The sequence below is a fragment of the Mucilaginibacter yixingensis genome, from assembly GCF_041080815.1.
GTDB lineage: Bacteria > Bacteroidota > Bacteroidia > Sphingobacteriales > Sphingobacteriaceae > Mucilaginibacter > Mucilaginibacter yixingensis.
On record NZ_CP160205.1, the window covers coordinates 4,916,698 to 4,943,386 of the forward strand.

The following is a 26,689-nucleotide window of genomic DNA, read 5'->3' on the forward strand; positions in this document are numbered from 1 at the left end:
TTTAGTGTAATTCGTGTCAAAACTTTTAGTTATGACTATCGAAGAAGCACAAAAGCTGGTTGACAACTGGATCAATACTACCGGTATCCGCTATTTTAACGAACTGACCAACACGGCCATCCTGATGGAAGAAGTTGGCGAAGTGGCCCGCATTATGGCGCGGCAATATGGCGAGCAGTCGTTCAAAAAATCAGATACCGAGGTTAACCTGGCTGATGAGATGGCCGATGTGCTGTTTGTGCTTATTTGCCTGGCCAACCAAACGGGTATAGATCTGACGGATGCGCTGGAGAAAAATCTGCAGAAGAAAAGCATCCGCGATGCAGACCGGCATCGGAACAACGAGAAATTAAAACCTTAGCATATGAAAACCCGCCTGATTGTTCCTTTTGTGCTGCTTGCATTAGCAGCCTGCAAACCCACACCAGATCAAACCGAAGCCATTGAGCTAGCTCACGTTAATTCCGCACCACCGGCAGCCGAAAAAGAGGTAGTCAGGCTGGATGAACCGGTAGGCAACGCAGATGTAAAAGAGGCAACAGACGACAATCAAACGACAGTCCAGGACACGGCCAAAAAAAAAATTCATGAGGGGGATATTACTTTCAGAACAAAAAACATAACCCAAACCCGTTCGGCCATTTTGGCTTCACTCAAAGCTGTGGGTGGCTACCTGGCCAGCGAGAAAGAGTCTACCAACGAAAGTGACAGCACCAGGAACTACACACTGGAGGCCCGAATCCCCGCCAAAAACTTTGATCGATTTTTGAACAAGGTTACCCAAACCGCCGTACTGATTGACAGCAAGAACATTACCACTACCGATGTAACTACCCGCTACATAGATATGACCACCCGCCTGCGCAACAAAAAAGCGCTGGAAGCCCGCTACCTGGAACTGTTACATCAGTCTACCCGGATGACCGATATTTTACAGGTAGAAAATAAACTGAACGAGATCCGAACCGAGATAGAGACCACCCAGGGACAGCTCAATTACCTAAACAAGCAAATTGCTTATAGCTCATTGCAAATAACGTTCTATACCAAACGGACGGACTTACCTGTTATTGACCAAACCGGTAACCGCTTACTGAATAGTCTGAAAGACGGCTGGTCTTTGCTTCAGCATTTATTCTTCGGTTTGATAGCCGTATGGCCGCTACTGTTGATTGGCGTAGTGTTGGTGGCGCTATTCAGAAGATGGAGGAAAAGAAGAAGAGCTCAACGTTTAAACAATCCGCAGCATTAACAAAGAAGCCGGAGGCATCACCTCCGGCTTCTTTGTTATTATTTCCTTAAAACTGGTATCGTACAAAAGCTTCCATCGCTTCATACTCGGCCATGCCCAACTGGTCATAACGCTGAGCCGTCTCGCGGTTACGGTCTTCGGCACGCTTCCAGAACTCCCGGGCATCATCACCAGGAAACACCGGCCGGTCCTTTTGCGATTGGTGCTTGAAAATAGCGTTGCGCTTGCGCACCACCTCCTGCGGCGATAGCGGCACAGCCATTTCAATCTCATAAGTATCAAACTCTTGCCATGCGCCGCGGTATAACCACAGCCAGCAATCCTCCACCCAGGCTTCGGTTTTCTTTAACTCGCGCAGTGCGGCCAGTATAATATTGAAACATACAATGTGCGTTCCATGCGGATCGGCAAAATCGCCGGCAGCAAATATCTGGTGGGGTTTTACTTGTTGCAGCAGCTCTATGGTAAGGCGCACATCTTCGGCAGTAACCGGGTTTTTCTGCGTTTTACCGGTTTCATAGAAAGGCAAGGCCATAAAATGTATATGGCTATCTGGCAAACCGGCATAGCGGGCGCCGCTAATGGCTTCAGTTTTACGAATGAAGCCTTTTACGGTCAATATTTCTTTCGTATCCAGCTCATTAGGGTGTTTCTTTTCCAGAAAATCGCGCATGTTGCCATACAGCTTCTTCAGCTGGGTAGTGTCTTCGCCAATGCTTTGGTTAAAATCAATGGCAAACTCTACGTAACGCAACACATCATCATCCCAAACGGCAGTATTGCCAGATGTTTGATAGGCAACATGCACCTCATGCCCTTGATCAACGAGGCGGATGAATGTGCCGCCCATCGAGATCACATCATCATCAGGGTGCGGCGAAAAAATGACAGACCGCTTGCGGGCGGGCTCCCGGCGTTCCGGGCGCTGGCTATCGTCAGCATTGGGTTTGCCGCCTGGCCAACCGGTAATGGTATGCTGTATCCGGTTAAAAATATCAATGTTGATGTTGTATACCGGCCCCTGCTCTACCGCCAGTTGGGCCATGCCGTTGTTATTATAATCGTCTTCGGTCAGCTTCAAAATTGGTTTACCCACCTCTAATGCCAGCCAGATTACCGCCTTCTTTTTCAGCTGATTGGTCCACACGCAGTCTTTTACCAGCCATGGCGTATCAAAGCGGGTTAAGAGCGATGCGGCATCCTCATCCAGCACAAACTCTACATGATCGCTCAGTTGCAGGTAAGTGGCCGGTACTTCGCCGGATATTTCGCCTTCAACAGCTTTCTTAATAATCGGCGCCTTCTTTTTACTCCAGGCCATCAGGATAATCTCACGCGCCTTGAAGATGGTGCCGATACCCATAGTGATGGCTTTGGTAGGCACGTTCTCTTTACCACCAAAATCTCGCGCGGCGTCGCTGCGGGTCAGGTCGTCTAAGGTAACTAAACGGGTACCACTGTTGGGGGCCGATCCCGGCTCGTTAAAACCGATGTGACCGGTACGACCGATACCCAGAATTTGCAGATCCAGTCCGCCGGCTGCGGTTATCTTCTTTTCGTAATCCAGGCAAAAAGCCGGGATAGCGTCCAACGAGAGCGTACCATCGGGGATGTGGATATTGTTGCGATTAATATCAATATGATCAAACAATTGTTCGTTCATAAAACGCACATAGCTTTGTGCGGCACCGGGCTGCATGGGATAATACTCGTCGAGGTTAAAGGTGATGACGTTTTGAAACGATAACCCCTCCTCTTTGTGCAGACGGATCAGCTCATTGTAAACGCCGATGGGAGTAACGCCGGTAGCGAGACCTAATACTGCATTCTGATTGTTTTGCTGTTTGTTGCGAATAACGCCAGCAATGCGTTGGGCAACTTTAGCAACTGCTTCCTTTTGATTGGGGTAAACGGTAACGGCCAGTTTTTCGTAGCGGGTTTCCTCCAATAAGTTTAATCTTGCCATACGTAATTTGGTTTATTGGGAGCAGCAAATATAGGGTTTTGTAACATACACGATACACTTGCAAGATTGGCTACAACTCCACTATCCCCCTAAATGCGTCGTTTTTCAACCATTGATGTTTAAACAGGCATATTAATGTGAATAAGATGGATAAATGAATGAAGAAATCGCACTCGTTTGTGGATCTGTACTGATTCATAACAATGAAACCCATTATTGGTTTCTCCGCTGGAAGTAAATCCTCCTCGTGCGAAAGACTCCTTGGGAGACATGGGGTAGGTTAGCTTATAAAGTGGCGAGGAGGCGCTTGCGCTTGTTTGAGAACCAAAAGGTTCTGCTAATAGTTATATCGCTCTCCCCACAATTTGCGCAGTTTTTCGCGGGTTTTCTGTTCGGCATCGTTAGTGCCGGGGTCATAGATCTGGGCTCCTTTCAGTGCATCTGGCAGAAAATCCTGATCGGCAAAGTTGCCTTCATAGCTGTGGGCGTACTTGTAGTCTTTGCCGTAGCCAATGTTCTTCATGAGCTTGGTGGGCGCGTTGCGCAGGTGCAGCGGTACGGGTAAATCGCCATATTGTTTCACCAGTGCAATAGCCTGACCAATAGCTGTTGTAGCCGAATTACTCTTGGCCGAGTTAGCCAGGTAAATAGCCGTTTGCGACAGGATCAGCTGCGACTCGGGCATACCAATCACCTGTACTGCTTCAAAGCAGCTTTGTGCCAGCAGCAGGGCATTGGGGTTAGCATTGCCAATATCTTCTGACGCCAGGATGAGCATGCGGCGGGCAATAAACAGCGGGTCTTCTCCCCCAACAATCATTCGCGCCAGCCAGTAAACGGCCCCGTTAGGGTCGCTGCCGCGCATGGATTTGATAAAGGCCGAAATGATATCATAATGCTGCTCACCCGTTTTGTCATACAGCGCCATGTTTTGCTGCACGTGCTCCAGCACCACCTCGTTGGTTAATACAATAGGATCTGTACTGAAAGCGTTGATCAACAGTTCAAAAATATTGAGCAGCTTGCGGGCATCACCGCCAGAGAGGCGCAGCAGTGCTTCATGCTCTCTGATCTCAATCTTTTTGGTCTTCAGCACCTCGTCTTCGCGCATGGCTTTGTCAAGCAGGTGCAGCAAATCGCTTTCTTCCAGCGATTGAAGGATATAAACCTGGCATCGCGATAGCAAAGCCGAGATGACCTCAAACGATGGGTTCTCTGTTGTGGCACCAATCAGCGTAACAATACCGCGCTCTACGGCGCCCAGCAATGAGTCTTGTTGAGATTTGGAGAACCGATGAATCTCGTCAATAAAAAGAATAGGTAACGAACCTCCCTGTTGTTTCAGCAGCGATGCTTTTTCAATTACCTCGCGCACATCCTTCACGCCCGAGTTAATGGCGCTCAACGCAAAAAACGGTCTGAACAAACTTTGCGAAATAATATACGCCAACGTGGTTTTACCCACCCCCGGCGGCCCCCAGAAAATCATAGAGGGCAACGACCCGCTTTCTATAGCCTTGCGCAATACCGCGCCTGGACCAACAAGATGCTGCTGGCCAGCATAATCGCCCAGTGACCGGGGGCGCATGCGCTCTGCTAATGGCGGAAGGTTATTCATTTTTTATGAGCAGTCTAAAATCCCAAATTTTTTAGTAAAACCAAACAAAATATTTAATCTTTGTGATAACGGGTAAAGGAGGAATAGGTTTAACCGATAATACAGTGGTCTAAACCTCTCCCAGCAACCGCACATTACCTACACACCCCTCCCAGGGGAGGGATAGCAGCTTCAGATGATCTACAAGTTTACTACTGAGACTTTCTCGTCCATTTGCGATGAACTGGCTACGCGCGATGCAGATCTGGCAGCCATCATCCAGGCACACGGTTATCCGCCCATGTGGCGCAGGCCTAATACTTTTGAAACGCTGGTGCACATTATTCTGGAACAGCAGGTGTCGCTGGCCTCGGCATTATCAGCTTTGAATAAACTGCGCGAGCGGATACAGGAAATTACGCCTGCACGGGTGCTGTTATTAACCGACGAGGAAATGAAAGCCTGCTATTTCAGCAGGCAAAAAATGGCATACACTAAATACCTGGCAGAAGCGCTGCTGGGCGGCCATTTAAGACTTGATGAACTGGAACATTTGCCCGACGACGAGATCCGCCAAAAGCTGACTGCCCTTAAAGGCATTGGCAACTGGACGGTAGATGTTTACCTGATGTTTGTACTGCAACGGGCCGACGTTTTCCCCATTGGCGATTTGGCCGCTGTTAACGCATTTAAAAGAGTGAAAGGCTTGCCTAAAGATACCCCGCGTGAAGTATTTTTAACCATGTCGCAACATTGGCAACCTTACCGCACGGTAGCTACCATGTTGCTGTGGCATTATTATTTGTCTACGCCGCGCGGGAAGTAATCGTTCTATTCAATATCTTCAAAAGGAAGGCTGGCAATTTGCTCCAGACTAACAGTTGGCTTATGGTAAGGCTGCTCTGGAAAATCAGGCAATTGCTTGGCTTTACTTTTAGAAAACCCGAGCTTATACAATACGTTTTGTGAGGATGTCATCAACACCATATCATATTCGGTATCATTTTCTGGCAGATAAAACATGGCCTTCTCTCCAGCAATTTCGGGCGTTATCCAGCTATCGCCAATACGGGTGGTGCCCCAGGCGGTTATTTGTGCTGCCCATAGAATATCTGTAGGATATTTTAAAAAGTTTATCGCAAAGCAAAATGCGTCAAAAGAGATATCAAACGGAAAAGTAACAACCTGCTTTTTATCACCAAGATCTGTTAAACGCAGTTTTATGCCGTCATCTTTCAGCTTATATGCTTCAGAAAACTTTTTAGCTGCCAATCGGGCTTTAGCAATATTCTCGCCTTGGATAATAATCAGTTTATCGTTTACAACAGGACCAGACGGCTTTACCGGCGGCGTAATTAAAGACGTGGAATTTTTGGACCCTTTACTAAACCTGATCATATAAATAATGAAAGAGGTGGCCAGTATTAGTATGAGCGGGATAAAGCTGTTGTTCATGTTATTTTTGATAAGGATGCGCTAAACTAACAAATTTTAAAATCAGCCCCGCTGCCGCATCATTTTTTGTATAATAAATTTTTTACCTTAAATTTAAATTCAACACCATCTAAACTATTGATATTTAGCTATATCTTTGCAATCTGATTAATTTAATTAAACTCAGGAGAAAAATTGTATAAGCGATTGTTTTTGTGCCTCATAGTGGCATGCCTTCACCTTACCGCATCGGCTCAGTTTTTCCGTTTCAAAAAACGGCCGGTTTTGCCGCAATTACCCTCGGCTGTGGAGGCGCGTCCGCAACAATTTTTTGTATTTAAACTGCCGCAGGGCAAACTCATGCGCTACCAGGTGCCACGCAGCGATTTTGACCTGGAGGCCAACCAATATGCCGTTATGAAACTGGCACAGCACAATATGCGTTTCCATGTTTATGCCGAGGCCAGTTACAATTTTAATGAACTGGCCAGGCTGTTTGTATTACAGAATCGCCTGTCTGAAGCCAAATGGTACTTTCTACAAAGCAGCCTCATATCGCGACAGCAAAATAATTATCGCCTCACGTTTTCAAACCTCTGTCAGTTAGGCATCCTCAAATCAGAGATTGGCGATTTTGTACTCGGCCAGCAAGACCTGCTTGAAGCTCGTGATATGGCCGCCGCTAAAGGCTGGCTCATCGGTGTTATTGAGGCCGAGCAAAAGCTATCACAAATACGCCAGAAACGCATGGCCTCGCTGCGTTCTGATCTACGTTATGCGGAAACGGCTTCGATTGATTAATATTCATCATTTAACCTATTGTCATTGCGAGGGGGAACGACGAAGCAATCTCGTCGGAGGATAGTCCGGACAAGCAAAGTCGCTATGAATGCGACGAGATTGCTTCGTCACCCTCTGCTTTACCCCTGCCGTTCCTCGCAATGACAAGCTAAATAACTTCTTATCTAATCCCCCTGTAACCACTTTGTAATTTACTTGCTGCCTTGCTTTTAAATAAAAACATATTTTGTATAATTGTTATTCTATGCAGAGACGGCCGTAAAATGCTGTCTCTTTTTATTTACATTGGCAAAACGGAAAAGCAAATAATAAAGGCGCAAGTTTGATGTTAGATATTAACCCCGATTTAAAGACAACCAAGGATATGTTTAAGAAACTGTATGTGATACTGATACTCGGCTCTGCGCTGGCATGCAAAGCCGCTCCGGCTAAGATGATAAGTGTGCCCGGCTCTAACGATGTTCAGCCTGATGAGCAGCAGTCTGTAGTGTGCCGTACCATTACCTCGTTTATTTCCAGCTATAACTATAAAAAGGTAGAACTGAACGACTCGATATCATCCCTGATATTTGACCGCTACCTGAAAGCGCTTGACGAGAACCACAATTACCTGCTGGCATCAGACGTAAAGGATTTTGAAAAATACCGCACCGTGCTGGATGACGATCTGAAAAGCGGCAACCTGAACGATGCTTTTTACATTTTTAACGTTTACCAGAAACGCTATAACGAGCATGTAAAATACTCGCTGGCGCAGATTGACAAACCGTTTGACTACAACCAGAACGAAACTTTTACCTACGACCGTGATAACCTGCCATGGATAGCCAGCCAGGCTGATATGGACAAGTTGTGGACGCAGCGTGTAAAATACGATCTGCTGAACCTGAAGATGGCTAGTGCAGATATGGCCAAGAACAAAGAAACCCTGCGCAAACGTTATGAGAACCTGCTATCGCAGTCAAACAAACTGTCAAACCAGGATGTGTTCCAGCTGTTCATGGATGCGTTTACCAATAGCATAGATCCGCACACCAATTACTTTAACCCGTCAAACGCGGCCAACTTTAACATTGATATGTCGCGCTCGCTGGAGGGTATTGGTGCAAGTCTGAATACAGAGAACGAGTACGTTACCATTAAAAGCGTAGTACCGGGCGGCCCTGCCGATAAGAGCAAACAGATTAGCATTGATGACCGCATTATTGGTGTTGCCCAGGGTGCAGACGGCGAGTTTACCGAGGTAATTGGCTGGCGCATTGATAATGCTATTGCCCTGATTCGCGGTAAAAAAGGCACCATTGTACGTTTGAAAATTCTGCCAAAAGGTAAATCGGCATCAGACAAACCTAAGATTGTAGAGATGGTGCGCGAAAAAATCATCCTGCAAGATCAGTCGGCCAAGAAAGAGATTCGCACTTATAACAACAATGGCAAACAGGTGAAAATTGGTATCATTTCTATCCCTGCTTTCTATGTTGATTTTAACGCCTACAAAGCCGGCGATGCCAACTACAAAAGCACCACCCGCGATGTACGCCTGATTCTGGACACCCTGAAAAAGAACAACGTTGACGGCGTGGTGATCGATCTGCGCGAAAACGGCGGTGGCTCGCTGATGGAAGCTATTGAGCTGGCTGGCCTGTTTATTAAAGAAGGCCCCGTAGTACAGGTGCGCGATACCCAGAATAAAATTGAAGTTGACCAGGATGAAGATCCATCTATCTCCTGGACCGGCCCAATGGCCGTGCTGGTAGATCGTTTCAGCGCTTCGGCATCAGAAATTTTCTCAGGCGCTATCCAGGATTACGGTCGCGGTTTGATCATCGGTACCCAAACTTATGGTAAAGGCACCGTGCAAAGCCCAATCGATCTGGATAAGGTAATCAGCCCGTCGGTTAAAAATCTGCTGGCTAGTTTGGCCGGTAAAAACACCAAATCAGCCGCGGTGGGTAATGGCAGCCAGAGCCAGTTCGGCCAGCTGAACCTGACTATCGCCAAGTTCTATCGCATCAGCGGTAACGCTACGCAGCATAAAGGCGTAACGCCTGATATCAAATTCCCGTCTGTGATACCGATGGATAAATATGGCGAGGATACCGAATCATCTGCACTGCCTTTTGATATGATTAACAAAAGCGATTACAGCACCGTAGGCAGCTTTAGCAATGTGTTGCCGCAGCTAAACAAACTGCATGACCAGCGCATGGCTACCAACCCTAACTACAAATATCTGCTGGATGATATTGCCGACTTTAAGAAACGTGACGCCGAGAAGAGTGTTACGTTGAACGAGCAATCGCTGAAACAACAACGCGATGCCGATGAGGCCCGCACTTTTGACCGGAACAACAAACGTCGTGTAGCGATGGGCCTTCAACCACTCAAAAAAGGCGAGACTGCTAAACCAGCTGCCGTTGCCAAGAAAGAAGCTGACGACCTGGACTTCCTGAAAATTGAGGCCGGTCAGATTCTGACAGACTATATTGGCATGGACAACAAGGTAACCAACGTTCCGGCACCAAAACAATAAAAAAGAAGCTTTATATTAAAGCCCCTGCGGATTACCGCAGGGGCTTTTTTGTTGCTCTGGCCGGCAGAAAACACTGCTAAAAAATCCTCAGCGTAAGCAGGGTAATATCGTCAATAGGCTTGCCCCTGATCACCAGGTTCATATGATCCATCAGGAGCTGGTTAAAACGGTCTGGCTGCTGCTCGCCATTGTTGATTGTAAACTCTATCAACTTGTCTTCGTTCCACTGTTTGGTTTGATCTACCTCGTAATCCATCAATCCGTCGGTGTAATTGATAATGAGCGATCCTGGCTCTACATCAATCTCGCCCTGGTTAAGAAACGGCAGATTTTCAAACGCACCAATCATCGTAGTTCCCAATTTTAATGGCACCGCTTCGCCATTGGCATAAAGGATAGATGGGTTGTGTCCGCAATTAATATAGTTGAGCTTGCGTGTATGCTGATTGTATTTGGCCAGAAAAAGGGTGATAAATTTCTCGCCGCGTGTGTTGCTTACCACAATATGATTAAGCCGGTCTACAATGCTGGTCAAATCATCTTCTACCGTGGCCCAGGCGCGCAGGCTGGCCTGAAAGTTGGCCATCAGCAGCGCAGCCGAAATGCCTTTGCCAGACACATCGGCAATGCACCAAAGCAGCTCCTGGTCGTTCAGGCGGATGAAATCAAAATAATCGCCGCCGATGTCTTGATGGGGCAGGTATTTGGCGCCAATTTCTACCGCGGCATCTTTATGCAGCTTGCCGGGGATCAGCATGTTTTGCACCTCTACTGCCAGCTCCATTTCGCGCTGCATACGCTCGGTTTCTAAACGCTGGCGAAATAGTTTTTTGTTTTGCAGCGCCACCACAATGGTATTGACCAACGTTTGTACAAACTGCAGGTCGTTATCTACCATTTCATCGTCAGACTCAAAATCACCAATCAGGATGTAGGCCAGCGGCTTATTTTTAGTATAGATGGGGATAAAGAAATCGTAGCTGCTTAATAAGAAATTCCGGCTGTGGATTAGTGCGAACGGCTCCCTTATTTTCTTTAATGTATTACAGGCTCTAAGCAGTACCGGCAGCGTTTCAAACTGTCCGCCGTATTTAGACAGGCAGATAAAGCTATCATCTTTCTCTACCAGCAGCCGCATACGGCCAATGCGCAGCAGGTTTTTAAAAATAGCCTCCAGCATCTGGATGATAACAGGCGTGGCCGAGTTACGGTTAATAGCACGCGTAATCTCCAACAATGAGTTCAACTCAGACTGCCTCTTGAGCAGTAATCGTATTAATTCGTCTTCTCCCTGGTTATTTGTTTGCTGCATGTAGCGTAGAGGGCTTCACTAAATTATAAAATTAAATTAACAATAAAACCCCGGAAACATTATCTGCACAATGTTTAGCGTTAATTTAATGCGCTTTATTAATAAAGCAAAGACCTGTTGTCATGGAGTGGCAGATACCCATACTTCGCCGTCCTCAAAAACCTCTTTCTTCCAGATAGGAACGGTTTGTTTCAGCGTATCAATCAAAAAACGGCAAGCCTCAAAAGCAGCATCGCGATGGGCTGCCGCTACGGCAATAATCACCGGCACTTCGCCTACCTCTAGCGTGCCCACCCGGTGGTGGATAGCAATACGTTGCACCGGCCATTGCTGCAGAGCGCGGTCGGCCAGTCTTTTCATCTCGCTCAGGGCCATGGGCTCGTAGGCTTCAAACTCCAGACGTAGCACAGGGCGGCCCTTGGTAGCATTGCGTACGGTGCCAATAAAAACATCAATCCCACCACAATCTGGCGCCATTACATGCGCAATGCAGGCGTTGATATCTAAAGGCTGGTGGGTTAAAATAATGCTGGTTTCCATATCAGATCAACCTCCGCTTACTGGTGGAATAATGGCTATCTCATCAGTAGCGCTCAACAGCAGTTCATCATCGGCATACTCATTGTTTACCGCTAACAGGTAGGAGGCGAGTTGTTTCAATCGCGGATACTTTTGTTCCAACGCTGTTTTCAGGCTGGTGGCCGTTGCTCCTTCGGGTAATTCCAGTTTAATGGAGCTACCGCCAAAAATATCTTTGGCAATGCCGAACGCTAAGATGTTTACTAACATAACTATGCAAATATACCAAGTCTGGGGCAAGTTGAACAACACGCAGCCAAACGGCAAGCATTGGGAAGGGTTGCACCGTAAAATCTTAGTTGCATTTAACAGACTATAATACATCATTTTAACAAGCCCTTGCAAAATTGTACCTTGTTGGTTCATGAAGAAACTACTAACCAACCTTACCTTCCAGGTGCTTGTGGCTATTGCGCTGGGCATTATTGTGGGCTATTACTTTAAAAGCTTCGGCCCAACCGCCGACTTGATCAGCAAGAAGTTTATAGACCTGATTACCATGCTCATCGCTCCCATCATCTTCCTTACCATTGTGCTGGGCATTGCAGGCATGAGCGATATGAAAAAGGTGGGCCGCGTTGGCGGCAAGGCGCTGTTATATTTTGAGGTGGTCACTTCTTTTGCGCTGATAATAGGCATTGTGGTAGCCAACATACTCCGCCCCGGCGATGGCGTTAGTGCACACGGGCACGTTGATGAAGCCAAGCTGGCCACCTACCAGAAAGCCGCCGGCGAGATGAAGTGGGGCGAGTTTTTTGCGCACATCATCCCCAATAACGTTTTTGATGCTTTTACCCGCGGCGATATTTTGCAGGTATTATTTTTTGCTATCCTCTTCGGCTTTGGGCTGAGCAAGATGGGAAGCGTAGGCCAATCACTCATTGGCACATTTGATAAATTATTAAAGGTCTTCTTTAATATTATGAAGGTGGTGATGCGTCTGGCCCCTATTGGGGCTTTTGCGGGGATGGCTTTTACCATCAGCAAATATGGCGTGCAGACGTTGAAACCAATGGCCAAAATGATGGGCTCGGTTTATCTGACCATGTTCTTGTTTGTTTTTGTGGTGCTCAACATCATCTGCATGATCTGGAAGTTTAGCCTGTGGAAATACCTCAAACATATTAAAGAAGAGATCTTGATTGTACTGGGTACCTCATCTTCAGAATCGGCACTGCCGGCCATGATGGAGAAGATGGAAAAGTTTGGTTGCTCCAAATCGGTTGTCGGGTTGGTGATCCCTACGGGTTATTCTTTTAACCTGGATGGTACCACCATTTATCTGTCTATGGCGGTTATCTTTCTTTCGCAGGTGTTTCATGTGCCGCTTTCGCTGGGTCAGCAGCTGACTATTATTGGCATTATGATGTTGACCTCCAAAGGCGCCGCTGCGGTGACCGGCGGTGGGTTCATTGTGCTTACATCAACCTTAACGGCCATGAAGATCATCCCCATAGAGGGCGTGGCGATACTATTCGGTATAGACCGTTTTATGTCTGAGGCACGGGCCATCACCAATGTGATAGGGAATGGTATTGCTACCATTGTGATTGCTAAGAGTGAGGGTGAGTTTGTGGAGCCGGGTTAGAAAGGTTATATTGTAAAAAACAAGCATCATGAAAAAAATCTTTATCTTATCATGTGCGCTTTTATTGTTGGGCGTTTCGTCTTGTAAAAAGAACGATAAAACAACAACTACTACAAACATCGCCGTAACGGTAAAATCCGGGGTTACCCAAACTGCTTCCAGCGGGGCTACTGTTAATTTATATGTTAGTGCAACGGCGGCCACCGCGGGCAGTGCACCAGATTACAACGCCACAGCAGACCAAACGGGCAAAGCTACTTTTAGTAATGTAAATGCGGGGACTTATTATGTGGTTGCTGTTAATGGTGCCGCCAAAAATTATTACAGTGGCCTTATCCCTATTGGTTATACAAATGGTGCCGTTGTTTATCAAGACACTAACGGAGACGGGAAAATTGATGCAAACGACAAGGTAACTGCGCCTTCTGTAACTGTTGCCAGTGGTGCAACAAGCGCTTTTACTGCCGTTATTTACTAAAAAGAGGCGTGCCCTATGATTAAACGCTTTCGATTATTATAAAAAAGGCCGATGTTCATCACACCGGCCTTTTGAATTTCTATTTTTGACTTTTTAATTAGTAACGGTAGTACTCCGGTTTAAACGGACCTTCTACTGGTACACCAATGTAATCAGCCTGATCCTGATCAAGCACTTCCAGTTCTACACCAATTTTGGCCAGGTGCAGACGGGCAACTTTCTCATCCAGGTGTTTTGGCAGAGTGTAAACTTTGTTCTCGTACGCGCCGCCGTTGGTCCACAGTTCCAGCTGAGCCAGGGTTTGGTTGGTGAACGAGTTTGACATTACAAAGCTTGGGTGACCGGTAGCACAGCCCAGATTTACCAGGCGGCCTTCTGCCAATACGATTACGTCTTTACCGTCAACGTTATATTTATCAACCTGTGGTTTAATCTCAATTTTGGTGTTGCCATAAGCGCCGTTTAACCAAGCCATGTCAATCTCGTTATCAAAGTGACCGATGTTACAAACAATGGCTTTATCTTTCAACGCACGGAAATGCGCTTCGCGAACGATGTTTTTGTTACCGGTAGCAGTTACTACAATATCAGCCTCGGCAATAGCGGTAGAAAGTTTTTTCACTTCATAACCTTCCATAGCAGCCTGCAGGGCACAGATCGGGTCAATCTCGGTAACGATAACGCGTACACCGGCATTGCGCAGTGAATCTGCAGAGCCTTTGCCCACATCGCCATAACCGCAAACAACACCAACTTTACCAGCCATCATCACGTCGGTAGCGCGACGGATCGCGTCAACCAATGATTCGCGGCAACCGTATTTGTTATCAAATTTAGATTTGGTAACCGAATCGTTAATGTTAATAGCAGGGATAGGCAGCGTACCGTTTTTAACACGCTCATACAGTCGGTGTACACCGGTAGTGGTTTCTTCAGAAAGACCTTTAATGCCGGCAACCAGCTCAGGGTATTTGTCTAATACCATGTTGGTTAAATCGCCGCCATCGTCAAGAATCATGTTTAATGGCTGGCGATCTTCGCCAAAGAACAGGGTTTGCTCAATGCACCAGTCAAACTCTTCGGCGTTCATACCTTTCCAGGCGTAAACAGAAATACCAGCAGCGGCAATAGCAGCAGCAGCATGATCTTGAGTAGAGAAGATGTTACAAGAAGACCAGGTAACTTCAGCACCCAGCGCAATCAGGGTTTCAATTAACACGGCGGTTTGGATGGTCATGTGCAGACAGCCTGCAATGCGTGCACCAGCCAATGGTTTTGACGGACCGTATTCGGCGCGCAGCGACATCAGGCCCGGCATTTCGGCTTCGGCCAGTTCAATCTCTTTGCGGCCCCAATCAGCCAGCGAAAAATCTTTTACCTTGTATTTGGTGTAAGTGGTTTCTACTGAAGACATAATTTCTTGATTTTGACGCAAAATTACGCAATAGGTTTATGAAAATGAAATTGTGCCCATTGGCAGTGATTGGCGATTAGCCGATTAAGGATTGGGGTTTTGAAGTGAGGCTCTGGAATAAAAAATAAATGGCGGCAACTTAGCATGTGGGGTGCCGAAACAAGTTCGGCATGACGTGAAAGACATAGAAATCTTGTTAATCCTTAAAATCTAATAAATCCCGGTTCAGACAATTTCCTTACTTTTACCCACTTATGCAAGGACTCGTAACCAAATCAACCGGAAGCTGGTATCAGGTGCAAACGCCTGATGGCAAACGCTATGAGGCACGCATTAAAGGTAAGTTTCGCATTAAGGGCATGGTAACCACCAACCCTATTGCCGTGGGCGACCAGGTTGATTTTGAGTTTGAACCTGGTAGTGATAACGCGGTGATTACCCACCTGCACCCACGCAGAAACTACATTATCCGCAAATCTATCAACCTGTCTAAACAGGCGCAGATCATTGCGGCCAACCTGGATCAGGCCATACTGGTGGTTACGCTGGCATCGCCCCGTACTTCATTAGGCTTTATTGATCGCTTCCTGGTAACGGCCGAGGCCTATGACATACCTGCCGCATTGGTTTTTAACAAGCTGGATCTGTTTAGCGAAGAGGGGTTGGAGATATTGGCCGAGTACGAATCGATCTATGAAGATCTTGGTTATCCTTGTTTTGAAGTATCAGCCCTGAAAGGCACCAATATTGACCAGGTAGAGGCACTGATAAAAGATAAAACCACGCTGATTACCGGTCACTCGGGGGTAGGTAAATCAAGTTTGATCAACGCCCTGCTGCCCGATCTGGCCTTGCGCACCGGAGAGGTAAGCGGATGGAGCGATAAAGGTATGCATACCACCACCTTTGCCGAAATGCACGATCTGCCGCATGGTGGCTCCATTATAGATACCCCGGGTATCCGTGAGTTAGGCATTATTGACATTGAACCACAGGAGCTGGGGCACTTCTTTCCAGAGATTCGCGAGCGGATGAATGGGTGCCGGTTTAATAATTGCCGCCATATTAACGAGCCCGGCTGCGCTGTTTTAGATGCAGTTGAAGAAGGAGAGATAGCACCAACCCGTTATGAGAGTTACCTCAGCATCTATCATGGTAATGATACCCGCGCGTAGATGTTGTTGCTTTCACAATAAAAACAAACTGATATAGTTCTTCCTAATACATCAACCTTATTATGAAAAGAAAACTACCACAGCTATTTGTACTTGCAGGTTTATCGTTGATTTTGGGCGCGTGCTCAAAAGTTTATTCGCCTGCGCTGTATCACCAGGATATTGCCTACATGCCCAAGCCCACATCGTGGGACGAAAAAAAATCGGCCACCTATATTTCCGGCGGCGGCAACTTTTATACCAACCCTAATTTTAATGACGGCCTGGTGAGCGGACAGGTTAACCTGAGCGAAGGCCATGTGTTTAACGGCGCCAATGTGGCTTACGGGGCGTTTGGTGTGTTTGGCGATTACAGCAGCAATAACAATAATTCATCGAATAACAACAGCAGTACCAGTACCGATCGTTTTTTCGGTGCGGTTGGTGGCCGGTTTTCGGCAAACGCGTTTGTTCATAACGACAGGGTTGATTTTCGTTTTATTGGCGTAGAAGCTGTTTACAGTCATGAGTTTGGCAGCTATGCAGATTTCCGGAAGTCGTACGCCATGCTTTCGCCAGATAATTATGTAGATACGCGTACCGATCTGTTCAGCGCCGGGTTGACTACCGAAGTCATCTTCCATAACCAAAACAACAAACACTTCCAACACGGCATACGTGGCTACCTGGGCTTTACTGCCGGGCACAACCCGCTTAATGACACTTACTACAGAAACGACAATGAGTTTGCCGCAAAGGCGTTTAGAACCATCTACCCCAAGGCAAGCTACTACATGAAGATCAATGATTTTTTTGGCACGATAGAGGTAGGCAGTGCATTTATGTTCAGGTTTGGTTATAGCTTTTAGGTAGTCGCGCGCCTGCTCAAACCGCATCATCGGCGCTACCGGGTTCTTCTTCCTCATTGCCATACAGGGTATGCACCTCGTGCGCGTCAAACCCAATCTCGTTTAAATAGCGGGCAAAGGTGGCGGTGTAGCCATGGGTAAGGTATACCCTTTCGCAGCCGGTGGCATCAATGGCACTGATCAGGCCGTCCCAGTCGGCATGATCAGACAGCACAAAACCACGGTCTGCCGCGCGCCGACGCTTAGCCCCGCGAATGGCCATCCAGCCGGAGCAATAGCCAAAACTATAAGGCCCGAATTTGCGCATCCATGGCGTGCCTACGGCAGATGGCGGGGCGATGATGATACCTTTTCGCACCAGCTCTTTTGAAATCTCCGGAGTAATGCGTTCTGTCGGATGCAAACTGACGCCATTTTTGCGTAGCGCCTGATTAGTGTTCTCAATAACACCATGAGTATAAACCGTACCGTTAAACAGGTCAAGGTTCTGCAAAATACGTTGCGCCTTGCCCAGCGAGTAACCCACAATAACCGTTGCCAGGTCATTATCCAGGTTATGGCGCCACCAGTTGTTCATCTCTTCAAACACCTGTAGTTGCGGTTTCCATTTGTAAACGGGCATCCCGAAGGTACACTCAGAAATAAAGTGATGGCAGCGTACAGGCTCGAACGGTGTGCAAACGCCATCATCCTCCACCTTATAATCGCCGGATACCACCCAGATCTCCCCCTCGCACTCCAGGCGTACCTGCGCCGAACCGATAACATGCCCTGCCGGAAACAGGGTGATGGCGATGCCGTTGCGATTCAATGTTTCGCCGTATTCCACCGTTTGCAGGTTAATTTCACCCAGCCGATAATATAACACCTCGCGGGAGAGATGATGTGCCAGGTAATGCTTGTGCCCCCAATAAGCGTGGTCTGCATGAGCATGGGTAATCACAGCATAGTCTACCGGTTTCCATGGATCGATGTAAAAATCGCCTTTGGGGCAGTAAATGCCGCGGTCTGTAAACTCAAGCAACGGTTTGCGGGGCATAGAATGTCTTTTGTTAATAGACAACGGCAATAGCGGCAATTGGTTTTGATGGGATACTTCCCGCGCCTATCTCAATCATTTTTAATAACTTGCCTGTAACAACCCCTGATTATAACCCTCTAAAAGACTATGATCAAGCTGGTAAAGAACAATTTCGAACTGATATTTTGGGTAGCGGCCCTCACCTCGCTGGCTTTTACCAACCCGACACAAACGCACTTTGTGCTGTGTCCGCTACGCTTAATGGGCTTTACCTGGTGTCCGGGTTGCGGTCTGGGGCATTCTATTGCCTTTTTGCTTCATGGAGACGTAAAGGCATTGCTGCATGCACATTGGATAGGCATACCGGCTTTGTTGATATTGATGCACCGTATTGTTGTGTTATTTAGGCGTGCAATAAAAGCCCAACAACCGGTAGATGAAAACGCGGCATTTTCACCGACAGCAAACCGCCGTTTACCGATTTAATGCTTTGCCCCGCCTAATTACCATAGGGCAAAAGCCAATGCCAGCGTAATTTTATCTCAGTTTTTAAACAATCACTCATTAAATCAATACCAAATAAAATGGACTTTTATCAAAATGCATACATGAATCTGCCAGGCGTATCTGCCGAAGAATTAGGTTTCTTAAAACAAGCCACCAACGGGCTGGATGAAAATCAGCTAAAAAGCTTCTTTGTGGTATATTCTACCAAAAGAAAAAACCCTAATGACATCCTGTTATTGGCCGTTATTGGGTTCTTTGGATTTGCCGGTATTCACCGCTTTGTAATGGGTCAGGTAGGCATGGGCATCCTATTCTTCTTCACCGGCGGTTTGTGTTGTATTGGTACCATAGTAGATGTCATCAACTATAAAACACTCACATTTGAGTATAATCAAAAAATGGCTTACGAGGCATTTAACATCGTTAAAATTGGCGGTCAGTTTTATTAATCAACGTCAACTCCATCATATATCATAAGAACGGCGGACTATGCAGTCCGCCGTTTTTGGTTTTCAACGACATCATCCTTAACCCAACCTTGTCATTTCGATGAGCACGAGCAAGGGTTAAGTGTGAGCGCGCAAGAGAAATCTTGTAAGAGCGACACAGTGATTGACAAGCAAAGCCACTATGCAATCGTATAAGATTTCTCGTCGCCCTTTGCTCATTCCCCCGCTTCGCTCGCTCGAAATGACATTAGAGTCAATAAAGGCCAAGGCGATCTGATCAGATCGCCTTGGCCTTTATTGATTTTTGGAGAAAAACCGTTTAGACTCCCAGCTTAGCCAGCACATCCGCAGTAACGCCAACCTCACCCATCCGCGGGAAGATGATTTTGGTGCTATGCTCATGAGCCGACGGTACCATGTCGGTCATTACGTCCGTAACAAAGGTGAGGTTATAACCCAGTTCATAAGCCTGGCGGGCAGTGCCCTCAACGCCTATACTGGTAGCAATGCCGCCCAACACAATACCGGTAACGCCCAGTTGTTGCAGATGGCTATGCAGTTCTGTTTGCCAGAACGCGCCCCATGAGTGTTTGGTAATCACCGTATCGCCGGCTTGTATGCCTGCCTCTTCGGTAATTTGCAGCATTTCTGCGGGGATGGGTCCAGGGTTATTGGGGCCCGAGTCTTTACGTGTTTTTGGCCAGCGCGCATCGCCAGGGTCAACATTAATAAATACAATTGGCTGGCCTGCCGCGCGAAACGCAGCTACCAGTTGGTTAGCATTGCCAAGCACGCCGCCAATAGCCGCTGCCAGCGCCGGGTAGCCAACAATGCCTTTCTGCAGGTCTACTAAAACCAATGCAGTTTTTGGATCAAGTGATGTTATCATAGGGTTTTACCTCTCCTAAATCCTCTCCAAGGAGAGGACTTTTATGTATGTGATGTATAAATGTTCTGCTTTGTCCCCCCTTCAGGGGGTTAGAGGGCTTAAGGCGCCACCGCTTGTGCCGGCGCTTGTTCCAGTATTTTTTGCTGTTTCTTTTTCAGGTTGCTCTTTCTCAAAAACCTGAAGTGCAGGAGGCCGGTAAGCAAGGCCACGCAGCCCTCGGCCAGCACTGTGTTTTGTACACCTATCCGTTGAGACACGGCACCGATAATCAAGCCGCCCAGTGGTTGCATTCCAAAGAAGGCCATGGCATAAAAGCTGATCACCCGTCCGCGCATTTCTTGCGATACCGTAGTTTGGATCAGCGTATTACTGATCGTGATCTGCGACATCATACCGAAACCAGCCATTACCGAGAAGAATAGCGCCAATGGGTAACTATGCTCATGAGAGAATAGCGCCAACCCAGCACCAAATACGAGTGTATTGATGGCCAATATCTTCTTTAAATTACGTCCCGGCTTGAGGGATGCCAAGAAAATAGCCCCAGAAAATGCCCCCAGGCCAATCACGCTATCAATCACCCCAAAGGTGGATGCCGTACCGTGAAAAATATCTTTGGCATAAACTGGGATCAGCGTACTGTAGGGCAACACCAGCAAACTCATCACGCCCAGCATCACTATAATAAAATTGATAGACGGCGTATTTTTCAGGTAGTGGAATCCTTCTTTAAGATCGGTAAATGCATTTTTATTGTGTGGCTTGGCCTCATATTTAGGCAGGCGCATCAGCAACAAAGAACCTATAACTGCAATAAAGCTTACCGCGTTCAGTCCGAAACAAAAAACATCGCCAAATTTTTCTATGATCAACCCGGCAATGCCTGGGCCAATTAATCGCGATAAATTCACCATTGATGAGTTAAGAGCCAGTGCGTTGGGCAGATCAGACTTATCATGAATCATCTCATAAACCAATGATTGGCGCGCGGGCACATCAAACGCATTAATCAAACCCAGCAGCACGCTCAGCGCCTGTATTTCCCAAATGTTATAATGCCTGAAAAAGATGAGCAGCGTTAACAACACCGCCTGCACCAGCGATGCAATTTGCGTAGCCAGCAGCAACCGGAAACGGTTATACCGGTCTGCCGCCACACCACCAATAAAAGAGAACAGAAACGACGGGAACATACTGGCAAACAGCGTTAAACCCAGCATAAATTTAGAGTGCGTCAATTCGTACACCACCCAACTCACCGCTGTTTTTTGCATCCACGTACCAATAAGCGATACGGACTGCCCGAAGAAATATAAACGGTAATTGCGGCTTCTAAAGGCCCTGAATGTTGTGATCATCACCCCTCCTAACCTCCCCAAAGGGGAGGAATTCTTAATATTTTTATATTCCAAACTTTCTCTAACTGGCCCTTCTTCCTAATATTCCTCCCCTTTGGGGAGGTTAGGAGGGGTCAAAATCAACCAACCGGCTTAGCGGACCAATAGCTTTCCTCAACACTTCCTGCTCATCGGGTGTGCATACCTGCTCCATGGCTTTCAGTAACCATTCTTCGCGCTCATGACGCACCTGGTTAATCAGTTCGGTGCCGTAATCGGTAAGCGAGATCAGCACCTTACGCTTATCTTGCGTTGACAGCGTGCGGTTAATAACCCCCATCTCCAAGAGTTGCCCCAACAGTTGCGACATAGATTGCGTGGTGATCTTCTCGGCCGCTGCCAGCTCTGTAGGCAGCATCGTACCATGCTGATCCAACTGCGCAATAACCGAGCGTGCGGTGAGCGACAGCTTCGCCCCCGTTGCCGATTTTTTGCGGAGTTTCTTGGTCAGCCGTGTTACTACGGTGCGCAAATCAGTGGCCAGATGCCGGGTTTCTTGTTGATTCATTATTAATCAGCTAAACTTGTAAGTTTACCTTACAAATATCGTGCTTCTTTTGTTAACCGAAAGTAATTTTGAAATGAAGATTTAACTTAACTTGAAGCGCCGGAAAGAAAACTAGTCCAGAATGATCATCGACATTAAAGAAACCAAAGACGTTAAGCAGGAAGATATCATTGCTATCTACAGGGCCAACCATTGGTCGTCTGCAGAGAAGCCCGAATTGTTATACCAAGCGCTGCTTAACTCCCACTCTTTCATCACCGCTTGGGATAGCGGTCGTTTGATTGGCTTGGGTAATGCGCTTTCAGACGGATACCTGGTGGTTTATTATCCGCACCTTATTGTTCATCCAGACTACCAGGGCCGGGGCGTAGGCAAAATGATCTTGGCGAAGTTTCAGGAGAAATACAATAGCTTTCATCAGCAGATATTGGTTGCCGATGGCAAGGCCATAGATTTTTATAGCAAATGCGGCTTTGAACCGGCCGGGCAAACCCAGTCCATGTGGATTTATAAAGGCAACGATCACTAAGACGCCAAACTCAGGCCACCCACTGCGTGTGCTTTTGCTGTCTGCCTTGTTTAGGCATAGCTATGGCAAACTTAAAGCGATAATTATAACCGGGCACGGGCAGCTCAAAAACTTCTTTATCAAACAGGTTGCCCAATGCGTCTACATACACTGGATTGTTGTATATAATGAGCGGACGGCCGGGCATGCTTAATATCCGTTTACCAAACTCCTCCATCATGGCCTCTTTAAACGGATGATAAAGGTAAAAGATGGTAGCATCAGTAGGGAAATCATCAAAGATATTGCCGCAGCGGATATCGACATTCTGATGGCGACTCAGCCGTTCGCGTGTTTTCAGGCCTACTTTTACATTTATTTCATAACCTATCATGCGGTTGGTATAGCCATGATATAACAGATAATTAAACACCCTGCCTTTGCCGCAGCCAACATCAACTATCACGTCATCCGAAGCGAGGGTGATCCTTTTAGAAAAAATCTGATCCAATTCCTCGTAATTGGTGCTTACGGTTTTGAGTATGTTATGGCTATCAATGCTGGGGATTTGTCCGGCCAGGAAGGTGCCCTGGGTTGCCAGATCTATTTTCAGCCTGTTTAATTGTCTTTTCAGGTAGTTAAAAGTATTCATAAGTAACGCCTGCTTTCAGTTGAAACCTAATAGAATAGCAGGCGTTACTCGTTTTTGTTTTAACTTTTGGTAAACAATTTTAGAACAATTTAAGTTTGTCGACTTTCATTTTCAGAAAAAAGAGGCTGGTTTATTACGATAACACATATCCCCCGTTCAAGCGCTGACACATGAACGGATATAAGGAAGAAAATCCAATATGTCATACTGAGGGACGAAGCATCTCGAAGAACTATCCCGGCAGCTTGCCCCCAGAGATACTTCGCTGTCGCTCGGTATGACATAAATGCAGAGATTGGCTTTCTACAACTAATCACTAAATTTATCAGCATGAAACTCTATGAATTGACCAACTACCTGGAAAGCCTGGCCCCGCTGGCCTACCAGGAAGATTATGATAATGCCGGATTGATCGTCGGTCGGCCTGACGCAGAAATTCAGCAGGCGCTTATCTCGCTGGATTGTACCGAAGCCGTTGTAGACGAGGCCATTGCCAAGCATTGTCAGGTCATCATCTCGCACCACCCTATTGTTTTTAAAGGGCTGAAAAAGTTTAACGGCAAAACCTATGTAGAGCGCGTGGTAGAAAAAGCCATCCGCCATAATATTGCCATTTATGCCATCCACACCAATCTTGACCATATAAAAGAAGGTGTAAACAAACGCATTTGCGACGCACTGGGACTAAAAAACTGCAATATTCTTGCGCCCAAGGGCGGTTTGCTTAAAAAGCTGGTTACCTATGTTCCGGCAAACCAAGCCGGTCAGGTACGCGATGCTTTGTTTAAAGCCGGCGCCGGCCACATTGGTAATTACAGCGAGTGCAGTTTTAACACCAACGGCGAAGGCACCTTTAATGGCGATGCGGGGACCAACCCTTACGCAGGCACACCAGGCGCTCGCCACACCGAAGCCGAAACACGGATAGAAACCGTTTATCCGGCCAATTTGGAGAGTAAAATACTGATGGCCTTGTTCTTGGCGCATCCTTATGAGGAGGTGGCGTATGACTTATACCCCATCACCAACCAGCACCAGCAAGTGGGCGCCGGCATGATAGCAGAGCTAGACTTCCCGATAGATGAGCGCTCATTTTTACAGCACATCAAACAGCAACTGAATGCCAGCGTAATCCGACACACAGCATTAACCGGCAAAATGGTAAAGAAGGTGGCCGTATGTGGCGGCTCAGGAGGTTTTTTACTAAAGCAGGCCATAGCGGCCGGGGCTGATGTGTTTATAACGGCCGACTACAAATACCATGAGTTTTTTGATGCCGAAGGAAAGATAGTAATAGCAGATGTGGGACACTTTGAAAGTGAACAATTTACGCAGCATTTATTGTGTGAAATAATTCAAAAAAAATTCATTAGCTTTGCGGTCCGTTTAACTGAAGTAAATACGAACCCCGTAAAATATTATATTTAATGGAACAAACCGTAGAACAAAAGCTTAAAGCTTTATACGAACTACAAACCATCCACTCAAAAATTGACAAGATCCGCCAGGTAAGAGGTGAGCTGCCAATGGAGGTTGCCGATCTGGAAGATGATGTGGCCGGTCTGGAAACACGTATCCAGAAAATCAAATATGAACTGGACGATCTGGAAGATGAAATTGTTACCCGCAAAAACGTTATCCGCGATGCCCAGGCCAATATCAAAAAATACGAAACTCAGCTGAACGAGGTTAAAAACAATCGTGAATACGACGCTATAACCAAAGAAGTTGAAATCCAAGGACTTGACATCCAGGTGAGCGAGAAAAAAATCCGCGAGTTTGGCTTCGAGATCACCAGCAAAAACCAGGTTTATGAAAAAGCCCTGGCAGATCTGGAAGAGCGTCGTAAAGATCTTGATGTTAAGAAAGAAGAGCTAGGCACCATTACTGCCGAAACGCAGAAAGAAGAAGAAGATCTGCTGAACGAGGCAGAAAAAGCACAGGCAAATATTGAAGACCGCCTGCTGTTTGCTTACACTCGTTTACGCAACAACGCCAAAAACGGCCTGGCTGTAGTAACCATCCGTCGTGATTCTTGTTCTGGTTGTTTCAACCAGATCCCGCCTCAACGTCAGTCTGATATCCGTCAGCGCAAAAAGATCATCGTTTGCGAGCACTGTGGCCGTATCCTGGTTGATGAGCAAATGGCAATGGAAGTTGAAGAAGCATAAGCTTCTGACAATCAAATAATTACATTTACAAAAAAAGCCCTTCGGTATACCGAAGGGCTTTTTTTGTTCCACGGGGAACATTTTTTTACTATCGCGATAGATAATCTCGCAACCAATATAATGACCTCTGACTAACTACCATACCAACAAAAAGAGCCACAATTATGTGGCTCTACAATATTTCTTCTTAACTTATTTTTAAGAATTTCTTAACGATTTTTTAGCATCTCACGAACCTCTTTACGCAAGCGAGTCTTTAATATAACAAACATTATTCCTACAACCGCAGCACCAGCCAAGTATAGGTATTGATGATTTTTATAAGCCCAACAGCCTATAATAACGGCCAGGAAAAAACCGATAGTATAAGCAATATTAAGTGCAAACTTCTTCCACATGGCTTAGTATACTTGAATATCCGGGTCAATCTCTTGCGCCCAGGCCAAAATGCCACCTTGCAGGTTTGCCAGGTTAGTGTAACCCAATTGCTCCAGCTGACCAATAGCTACCGCGCTACGCTTGCCGCTACGGCACATTACCACCACCGGCTTATCTCTTGAAATTTTTTCGCTTTCTATCAATACGCCCGCCAGCGGTATCAGGGTGCCGCCCAGGTTAGACATTTCATATTCAAAATCTTCACGCACGTCAATCAGCTGGAAATCCTCGCCGCTGTCTAACTTGTCTTTCAGTTCCTGTACGGTTATTTCTTTCATCGTATCTGTGTTATTAATTCATCAAAGTTATTGTTTTGCACCATACCTTGTGCATGCTGAGTGTTGAATTTGTGTAAGTTATCGCTATAAATTGGCTTAATGTGTTTGAAAAAGACACATTAAGATAACAGATCGCCCCGACGGGGCTTGAAAAAAGACAGGTTAATGAGCTACAGACAGACCGCTCCTCTGGAGCTAAAATCACGTTTTAAAGAATCCCGTAGGGATGACCTGTTTGTAGAATAAACAACACAAGAAACAAGCCCCATCGGGGCGGCCTGTCCATATCTGAAATTATTTGCTTTCTACGCTCCTCCCGCTGGTCGCCACCTGTTACGCATCTGTATCTCCCCTCTGCTATTTATTAGTAACTTTGATCATAAAACAAAAACCAATATGCCAACCATAAAAACAACTTACCAGGGCGAGCTGCGTACCGAGGCCGTCCACGTGCAATCAGACACACATATTATTACAGATGCCCCTGTTGATAACCAGGGTAAAGGCGAAGCATTTTCGCCAACAGATCTACTGTCGGCATCACTGGCCAGCTGCATGATGACCATTATGGGCATTGCCGGGCGCACCCACAACATTGCGCTTGAAGGCACAACCTGCGATATCACCAAGATTATGAGCGCTAGTCCGCGTAAGGTGGCCGAAATCCAGATCAGCTTCCAGTTTCCGCATACGTATGATGATAAGCAGAAAGCCATCATTGAAAATGCAGCCCTTACCTGTCCGGTAATGTTGAGCTTGCATCCAGACATGAAAAAGACAGTGGATTTTGGGTGGTAATACCCCTCCTAGCCTCCCCGAAGGGGAGGAATTACTAGCATCATTAATTATTTAGATATTCAAAGCCCTCCCCTTCGGGGAGGGTTGGGTTGGGTA

At 46.6% G+C, this 26,689-nt stretch carries 29 protein-coding genes; 15 read left to right on the plus strand and 14 right to left on the minus strand.

Annotated elements, in window-relative coordinates:
* Nucleotides 1-31: 31 nt before the first annotated feature.
* Together ABZR88_RS20270 and ABZR88_RS20275 are read left to right on the plus strand one after the other, a co-directional pair.
* Nucleotides 32-361: a nucleotide pyrophosphohydrolase gene (locus tag ABZR88_RS20270; RefSeq protein ID WP_107827777.1), complete on the plus strand. Its 330-nt coding sequence runs from the start codon at nucleotides 32-34 to the stop codon at nucleotides 359-361.
* A gap of 3 nt (nucleotides 362-364) precedes the next feature.
* Nucleotides 365-1,252, plus strand: a complete 888-nt coding sequence (locus ABZR88_RS20275; protein ID WP_107827778.1) for a DUF4349 domain-containing protein — start codon at nucleotides 365-367, stop codon at nucleotides 1,250-1,252.
* A 46-nt stretch (nucleotides 1,253-1,298) separates the two neighbouring features.
* Here the strand turns inward: ABZR88_RS20275 and nagB are convergent, their stop codons facing one another.
* On the minus strand, nucleotides 1,299-3,218 hold the full coding sequence (nagB, locus tag ABZR88_RS20280) for a glucosamine-6-phosphate deaminase (protein WP_107827779.1): 1,920 nt from the start codon (nucleotides 3,216-3,218) through the stop codon (nucleotides 1,299-1,301).
* Nucleotides 3,219-3,555: 337 nt separating this feature from the next.
* Nucleotides 3,556-4,836, minus strand: a complete 1,281-nt coding sequence (locus ABZR88_RS20285) for a replication-associated recombination protein A (RefSeq protein WP_107827780.1) — start codon at nucleotides 4,834-4,836, stop codon at nucleotides 3,556-3,558.
* A 175-nt stretch (nucleotides 4,837-5,011) separates the two neighbouring features.
* Here ABZR88_RS20285 and ABZR88_RS20290 point away from each other — a divergent pair, with 175 nt between their 5' ends.
* A complete protein-coding gene (locus tag ABZR88_RS20290) occupies nucleotides 5,012-5,641 on the plus strand; it encodes a DNA-3-methyladenine glycosylase (protein ID WP_107827781.1) in 630 nt (209 codons plus the stop codon).
* 5 nt (nucleotides 5,642-5,646) lie between these two features.
* On the opposite strand, the gene ABZR88_RS20295 is transcribed toward ABZR88_RS20290, so the two are convergent.
* Nucleotides 5,647-6,270 (minus strand): hypothetical protein, encoded by a 624-nt coding sequence (locus tag ABZR88_RS20295; RefSeq protein ID WP_107827782.1) that lies wholly within the window; start codon nucleotides 6,268-6,270, stop codon nucleotides 5,647-5,649.
* 264 nt (nucleotides 6,271-6,534) lie between these two features.
* Between ABZR88_RS20295 and ABZR88_RS20300 the strand changes: the two genes are divergently transcribed.
* Together ABZR88_RS20300 and ABZR88_RS20305 are read left to right on the plus strand one after the other, a co-directional pair.
* Nucleotides 6,535-7,050 (plus strand): hypothetical protein, encoded by a 516-nt coding sequence (locus ABZR88_RS20300; RefSeq protein ID WP_146166503.1) that lies wholly within the window; start codon nucleotides 6,535-6,537, stop codon nucleotides 7,048-7,050.
* 364 nt (nucleotides 7,051-7,414) lie between these two features.
* A complete protein-coding gene (locus ABZR88_RS20305) occupies nucleotides 7,415-9,583 on the plus strand; it encodes a carboxy terminal-processing peptidase (RefSeq protein WP_107827784.1) in 2,169 nt (722 codons plus the stop codon).
* A gap of 76 nt (nucleotides 9,584-9,659) precedes the next feature.
* Here ABZR88_RS20305 and ABZR88_RS20310 read toward each other — a convergent pair whose 3' ends face one another.
* From ABZR88_RS20310 to ABZR88_RS20320, 3 genes are all read right to left on the minus strand, one after another.
* A complete protein-coding gene (locus ABZR88_RS20310) occupies nucleotides 9,660-10,895 on the minus strand; it encodes a PP2C family protein-serine/threonine phosphatase (RefSeq protein ID WP_107827785.1) in 1,236 nt (411 codons plus the stop codon).
* A 120-nt stretch (nucleotides 10,896-11,015) separates the two neighbouring features.
* Nucleotides 11,016-11,435 (minus strand): molybdenum cofactor biosynthesis protein MoaE, encoded by a 420-nt coding sequence (locus tag ABZR88_RS20315; RefSeq protein ID WP_107827786.1) that lies wholly within the window; start codon nucleotides 11,433-11,435, stop codon nucleotides 11,016-11,018.
* A 6-nt stretch (nucleotides 11,436-11,441) separates the two neighbouring features.
* Entirely contained in the window at nucleotides 11,442-11,684 is a 243-nt protein-coding gene (locus ABZR88_RS20320) for a MoaD/ThiS family protein (protein WP_107827787.1), read from the minus strand.
* 154 nt (nucleotides 11,685-11,838) lie between these two features.
* Between ABZR88_RS20320 and dctA the strand changes: the two genes are divergently transcribed.
* Together dctA and ABZR88_RS20330 are read left to right on the plus strand one after the other, a co-directional pair.
* Complete coding sequence (gene dctA / locus ABZR88_RS20325) at nucleotides 11,839-13,062, plus strand: C4-dicarboxylate transporter DctA (protein ID WP_107827788.1); 1,224 nt, start codon at nucleotides 11,839-11,841, stop codon at nucleotides 13,060-13,062.
* A gap of 28 nt (nucleotides 13,063-13,090) precedes the next feature.
* The gene (locus ABZR88_RS20330; protein WP_107827789.1) at nucleotides 13,091-13,540 is read left to right on the plus strand and encodes a hypothetical protein; all 450 of its coding nucleotides are present in this window, start codon (nucleotides 13,091-13,093) and stop codon (nucleotides 13,538-13,540) included.
* 97 nt (nucleotides 13,541-13,637) lie between these two features.
* Here ABZR88_RS20330 and ahcY read toward each other — a convergent pair whose 3' ends face one another.
* Nucleotides 13,638-14,954: an adenosylhomocysteinase gene (gene ahcY, locus ABZR88_RS20335; protein ID WP_107827790.1), complete on the minus strand. Its 1,317-nt coding sequence runs from the start codon at nucleotides 14,952-14,954 to the stop codon at nucleotides 13,638-13,640.
* A gap of 254 nt (nucleotides 14,955-15,208) precedes the next feature.
* Between ahcY and rsgA the strand changes: the two genes are divergently transcribed.
* Nucleotides 15,209-16,129, plus strand: a complete 921-nt coding sequence (rsgA, locus tag ABZR88_RS20340; RefSeq protein WP_107827791.1) for a ribosome small subunit-dependent GTPase A — start codon at nucleotides 15,209-15,211, stop codon at nucleotides 16,127-16,129.
* Between the two features lie 62 nt (nucleotides 16,130-16,191).
* Nucleotides 16,192-16,977, plus strand: a complete 786-nt coding sequence (locus ABZR88_RS20345) for a hypothetical protein (protein ID WP_146166504.1) — start codon at nucleotides 16,192-16,194, stop codon at nucleotides 16,975-16,977.
* Nucleotides 16,978-16,993: 16 nt separating this feature from the next.
* Here ABZR88_RS20345 and ABZR88_RS20350 read toward each other — a convergent pair whose 3' ends face one another.
* The gene (locus ABZR88_RS20350; RefSeq protein ID WP_107827793.1) at nucleotides 16,994-18,016 is read right to left on the minus strand and encodes a ligase-associated DNA damage response exonuclease; all 1,023 of its coding nucleotides are present in this window, start codon (nucleotides 18,014-18,016) and stop codon (nucleotides 16,994-16,996) included.
* A 129-nt stretch (nucleotides 18,017-18,145) separates the two neighbouring features.
* On the opposite strand from ABZR88_RS20350, the gene ABZR88_RS20355 reads away from it, so the two are divergent.
* Nucleotides 18,146-18,484 carry a DUF2752 domain-containing protein gene (locus tag ABZR88_RS20355; RefSeq protein ID WP_107827794.1) on the plus strand — a complete coding sequence of 113 codons (339 nt, stop codon included), beginning with the start codon at nucleotides 18,146-18,148 and terminating at the stop codon, nucleotides 18,482-18,484.
* Nucleotides 18,485-18,582: 98 nt separating this feature from the next.
* Nucleotides 18,583-18,954: a TM2 domain-containing protein gene (locus ABZR88_RS20360; protein WP_107827795.1), complete on the plus strand. Its 372-nt coding sequence runs from the start codon at nucleotides 18,583-18,585 to the stop codon at nucleotides 18,952-18,954.
* Between the two features lie 319 nt (nucleotides 18,955-19,273).
* Here ABZR88_RS20360 and ABZR88_RS20365 read toward each other — a convergent pair whose 3' ends face one another.
* From ABZR88_RS20365 to ABZR88_RS20375, 3 genes are all read right to left on the minus strand, one after another.
* Nucleotides 19,274-19,843, minus strand: a complete 570-nt coding sequence (locus ABZR88_RS20365; protein WP_107827796.1) for an isochorismatase family protein — start codon at nucleotides 19,841-19,843, stop codon at nucleotides 19,274-19,276.
* Between the two features lie 98 nt (nucleotides 19,844-19,941).
* Nucleotides 19,942-21,201: an MFS transporter gene (locus ABZR88_RS20370; RefSeq protein WP_170113557.1), complete on the minus strand. Its 1,260-nt coding sequence runs from the start codon at nucleotides 21,199-21,201 to the stop codon at nucleotides 19,942-19,944.
* A 103-nt stretch (nucleotides 21,202-21,304) separates the two neighbouring features.
* On the minus strand, nucleotides 21,305-21,748 hold the full coding sequence (locus ABZR88_RS20375) for a MarR family winged helix-turn-helix transcriptional regulator (protein WP_107827798.1): 444 nt from the start codon (nucleotides 21,746-21,748) through the stop codon (nucleotides 21,305-21,307).
* Nucleotides 21,749-21,869: 121 nt separating this feature from the next.
* Between ABZR88_RS20375 and ABZR88_RS20380 the strand changes: the two genes are divergently transcribed.
* On the plus strand, nucleotides 21,870-22,277 hold the full coding sequence (locus tag ABZR88_RS20380; protein WP_107827799.1) for a GNAT family N-acetyltransferase: 408 nt from the start codon (nucleotides 21,870-21,872) through the stop codon (nucleotides 22,275-22,277).
* Between the two features lie 10 nt (nucleotides 22,278-22,287).
* Here ABZR88_RS20380 and ABZR88_RS20385 read toward each other — a convergent pair whose 3' ends face one another.
* Nucleotides 22,288-22,908 (minus strand): class I SAM-dependent methyltransferase, encoded by a 621-nt coding sequence (locus tag ABZR88_RS20385; protein WP_107827800.1) that lies wholly within the window; start codon nucleotides 22,906-22,908, stop codon nucleotides 22,288-22,290.
* A 330-nt stretch (nucleotides 22,909-23,238) separates the two neighbouring features.
* Here ABZR88_RS20385 and ABZR88_RS20390 point away from each other — a divergent pair, with 330 nt between their 5' ends.
* Both ABZR88_RS20390 and ABZR88_RS20395 read left to right on the plus strand, forming a co-directional pair.
* Nucleotides 23,239-24,336: a Nif3-like dinuclear metal center hexameric protein gene (locus ABZR88_RS20390; protein WP_107827801.1), complete on the plus strand. Its 1,098-nt coding sequence runs from the start codon at nucleotides 23,239-23,241 to the stop codon at nucleotides 24,334-24,336.
* On the plus strand, nucleotides 24,336-25,079 hold the full coding sequence (locus tag ABZR88_RS20395; protein WP_107827802.1) for a zinc ribbon domain-containing protein: 744 nt from the start codon (nucleotides 24,336-24,338) through the stop codon (nucleotides 25,077-25,079). Before ABZR88_RS20390 ends, ABZR88_RS20395 begins: the two co-directional genes overlap by 1 nt.
* 209 nt (nucleotides 25,080-25,288) lie before the next feature.
* Here the strand turns inward: ABZR88_RS20395 and ABZR88_RS20400 are convergent, their stop codons facing one another.
* Together ABZR88_RS20400 and ABZR88_RS20405 are read right to left on the minus strand one after the other, a co-directional pair.
* Nucleotides 25,289-25,477, minus strand: a complete 189-nt coding sequence (locus tag ABZR88_RS20400) for a DUF6358 family protein (protein ID WP_107827803.1) — start codon at nucleotides 25,475-25,477, stop codon at nucleotides 25,289-25,291.
* 3 nt (nucleotides 25,478-25,480) lie between these two features.
* The gene (locus ABZR88_RS20405; RefSeq protein ID WP_107827804.1) at nucleotides 25,481-25,795 is read right to left on the minus strand and encodes a rhodanese-like domain-containing protein; all 315 of its coding nucleotides are present in this window, start codon (nucleotides 25,793-25,795) and stop codon (nucleotides 25,481-25,483) included.
* Nucleotides 25,796-26,191: 396 nt separating this feature from the next.
* Here ABZR88_RS20405 and ABZR88_RS20410 point away from each other — a divergent pair, with 396 nt between their 5' ends.
* Entirely contained in the window at nucleotides 26,192-26,593 is a 402-nt protein-coding gene (locus tag ABZR88_RS20410) for an OsmC family protein (protein ID WP_107827805.1), read from the plus strand.
* Nucleotides 26,594-26,689 lie beyond the last annotated feature (96 nt).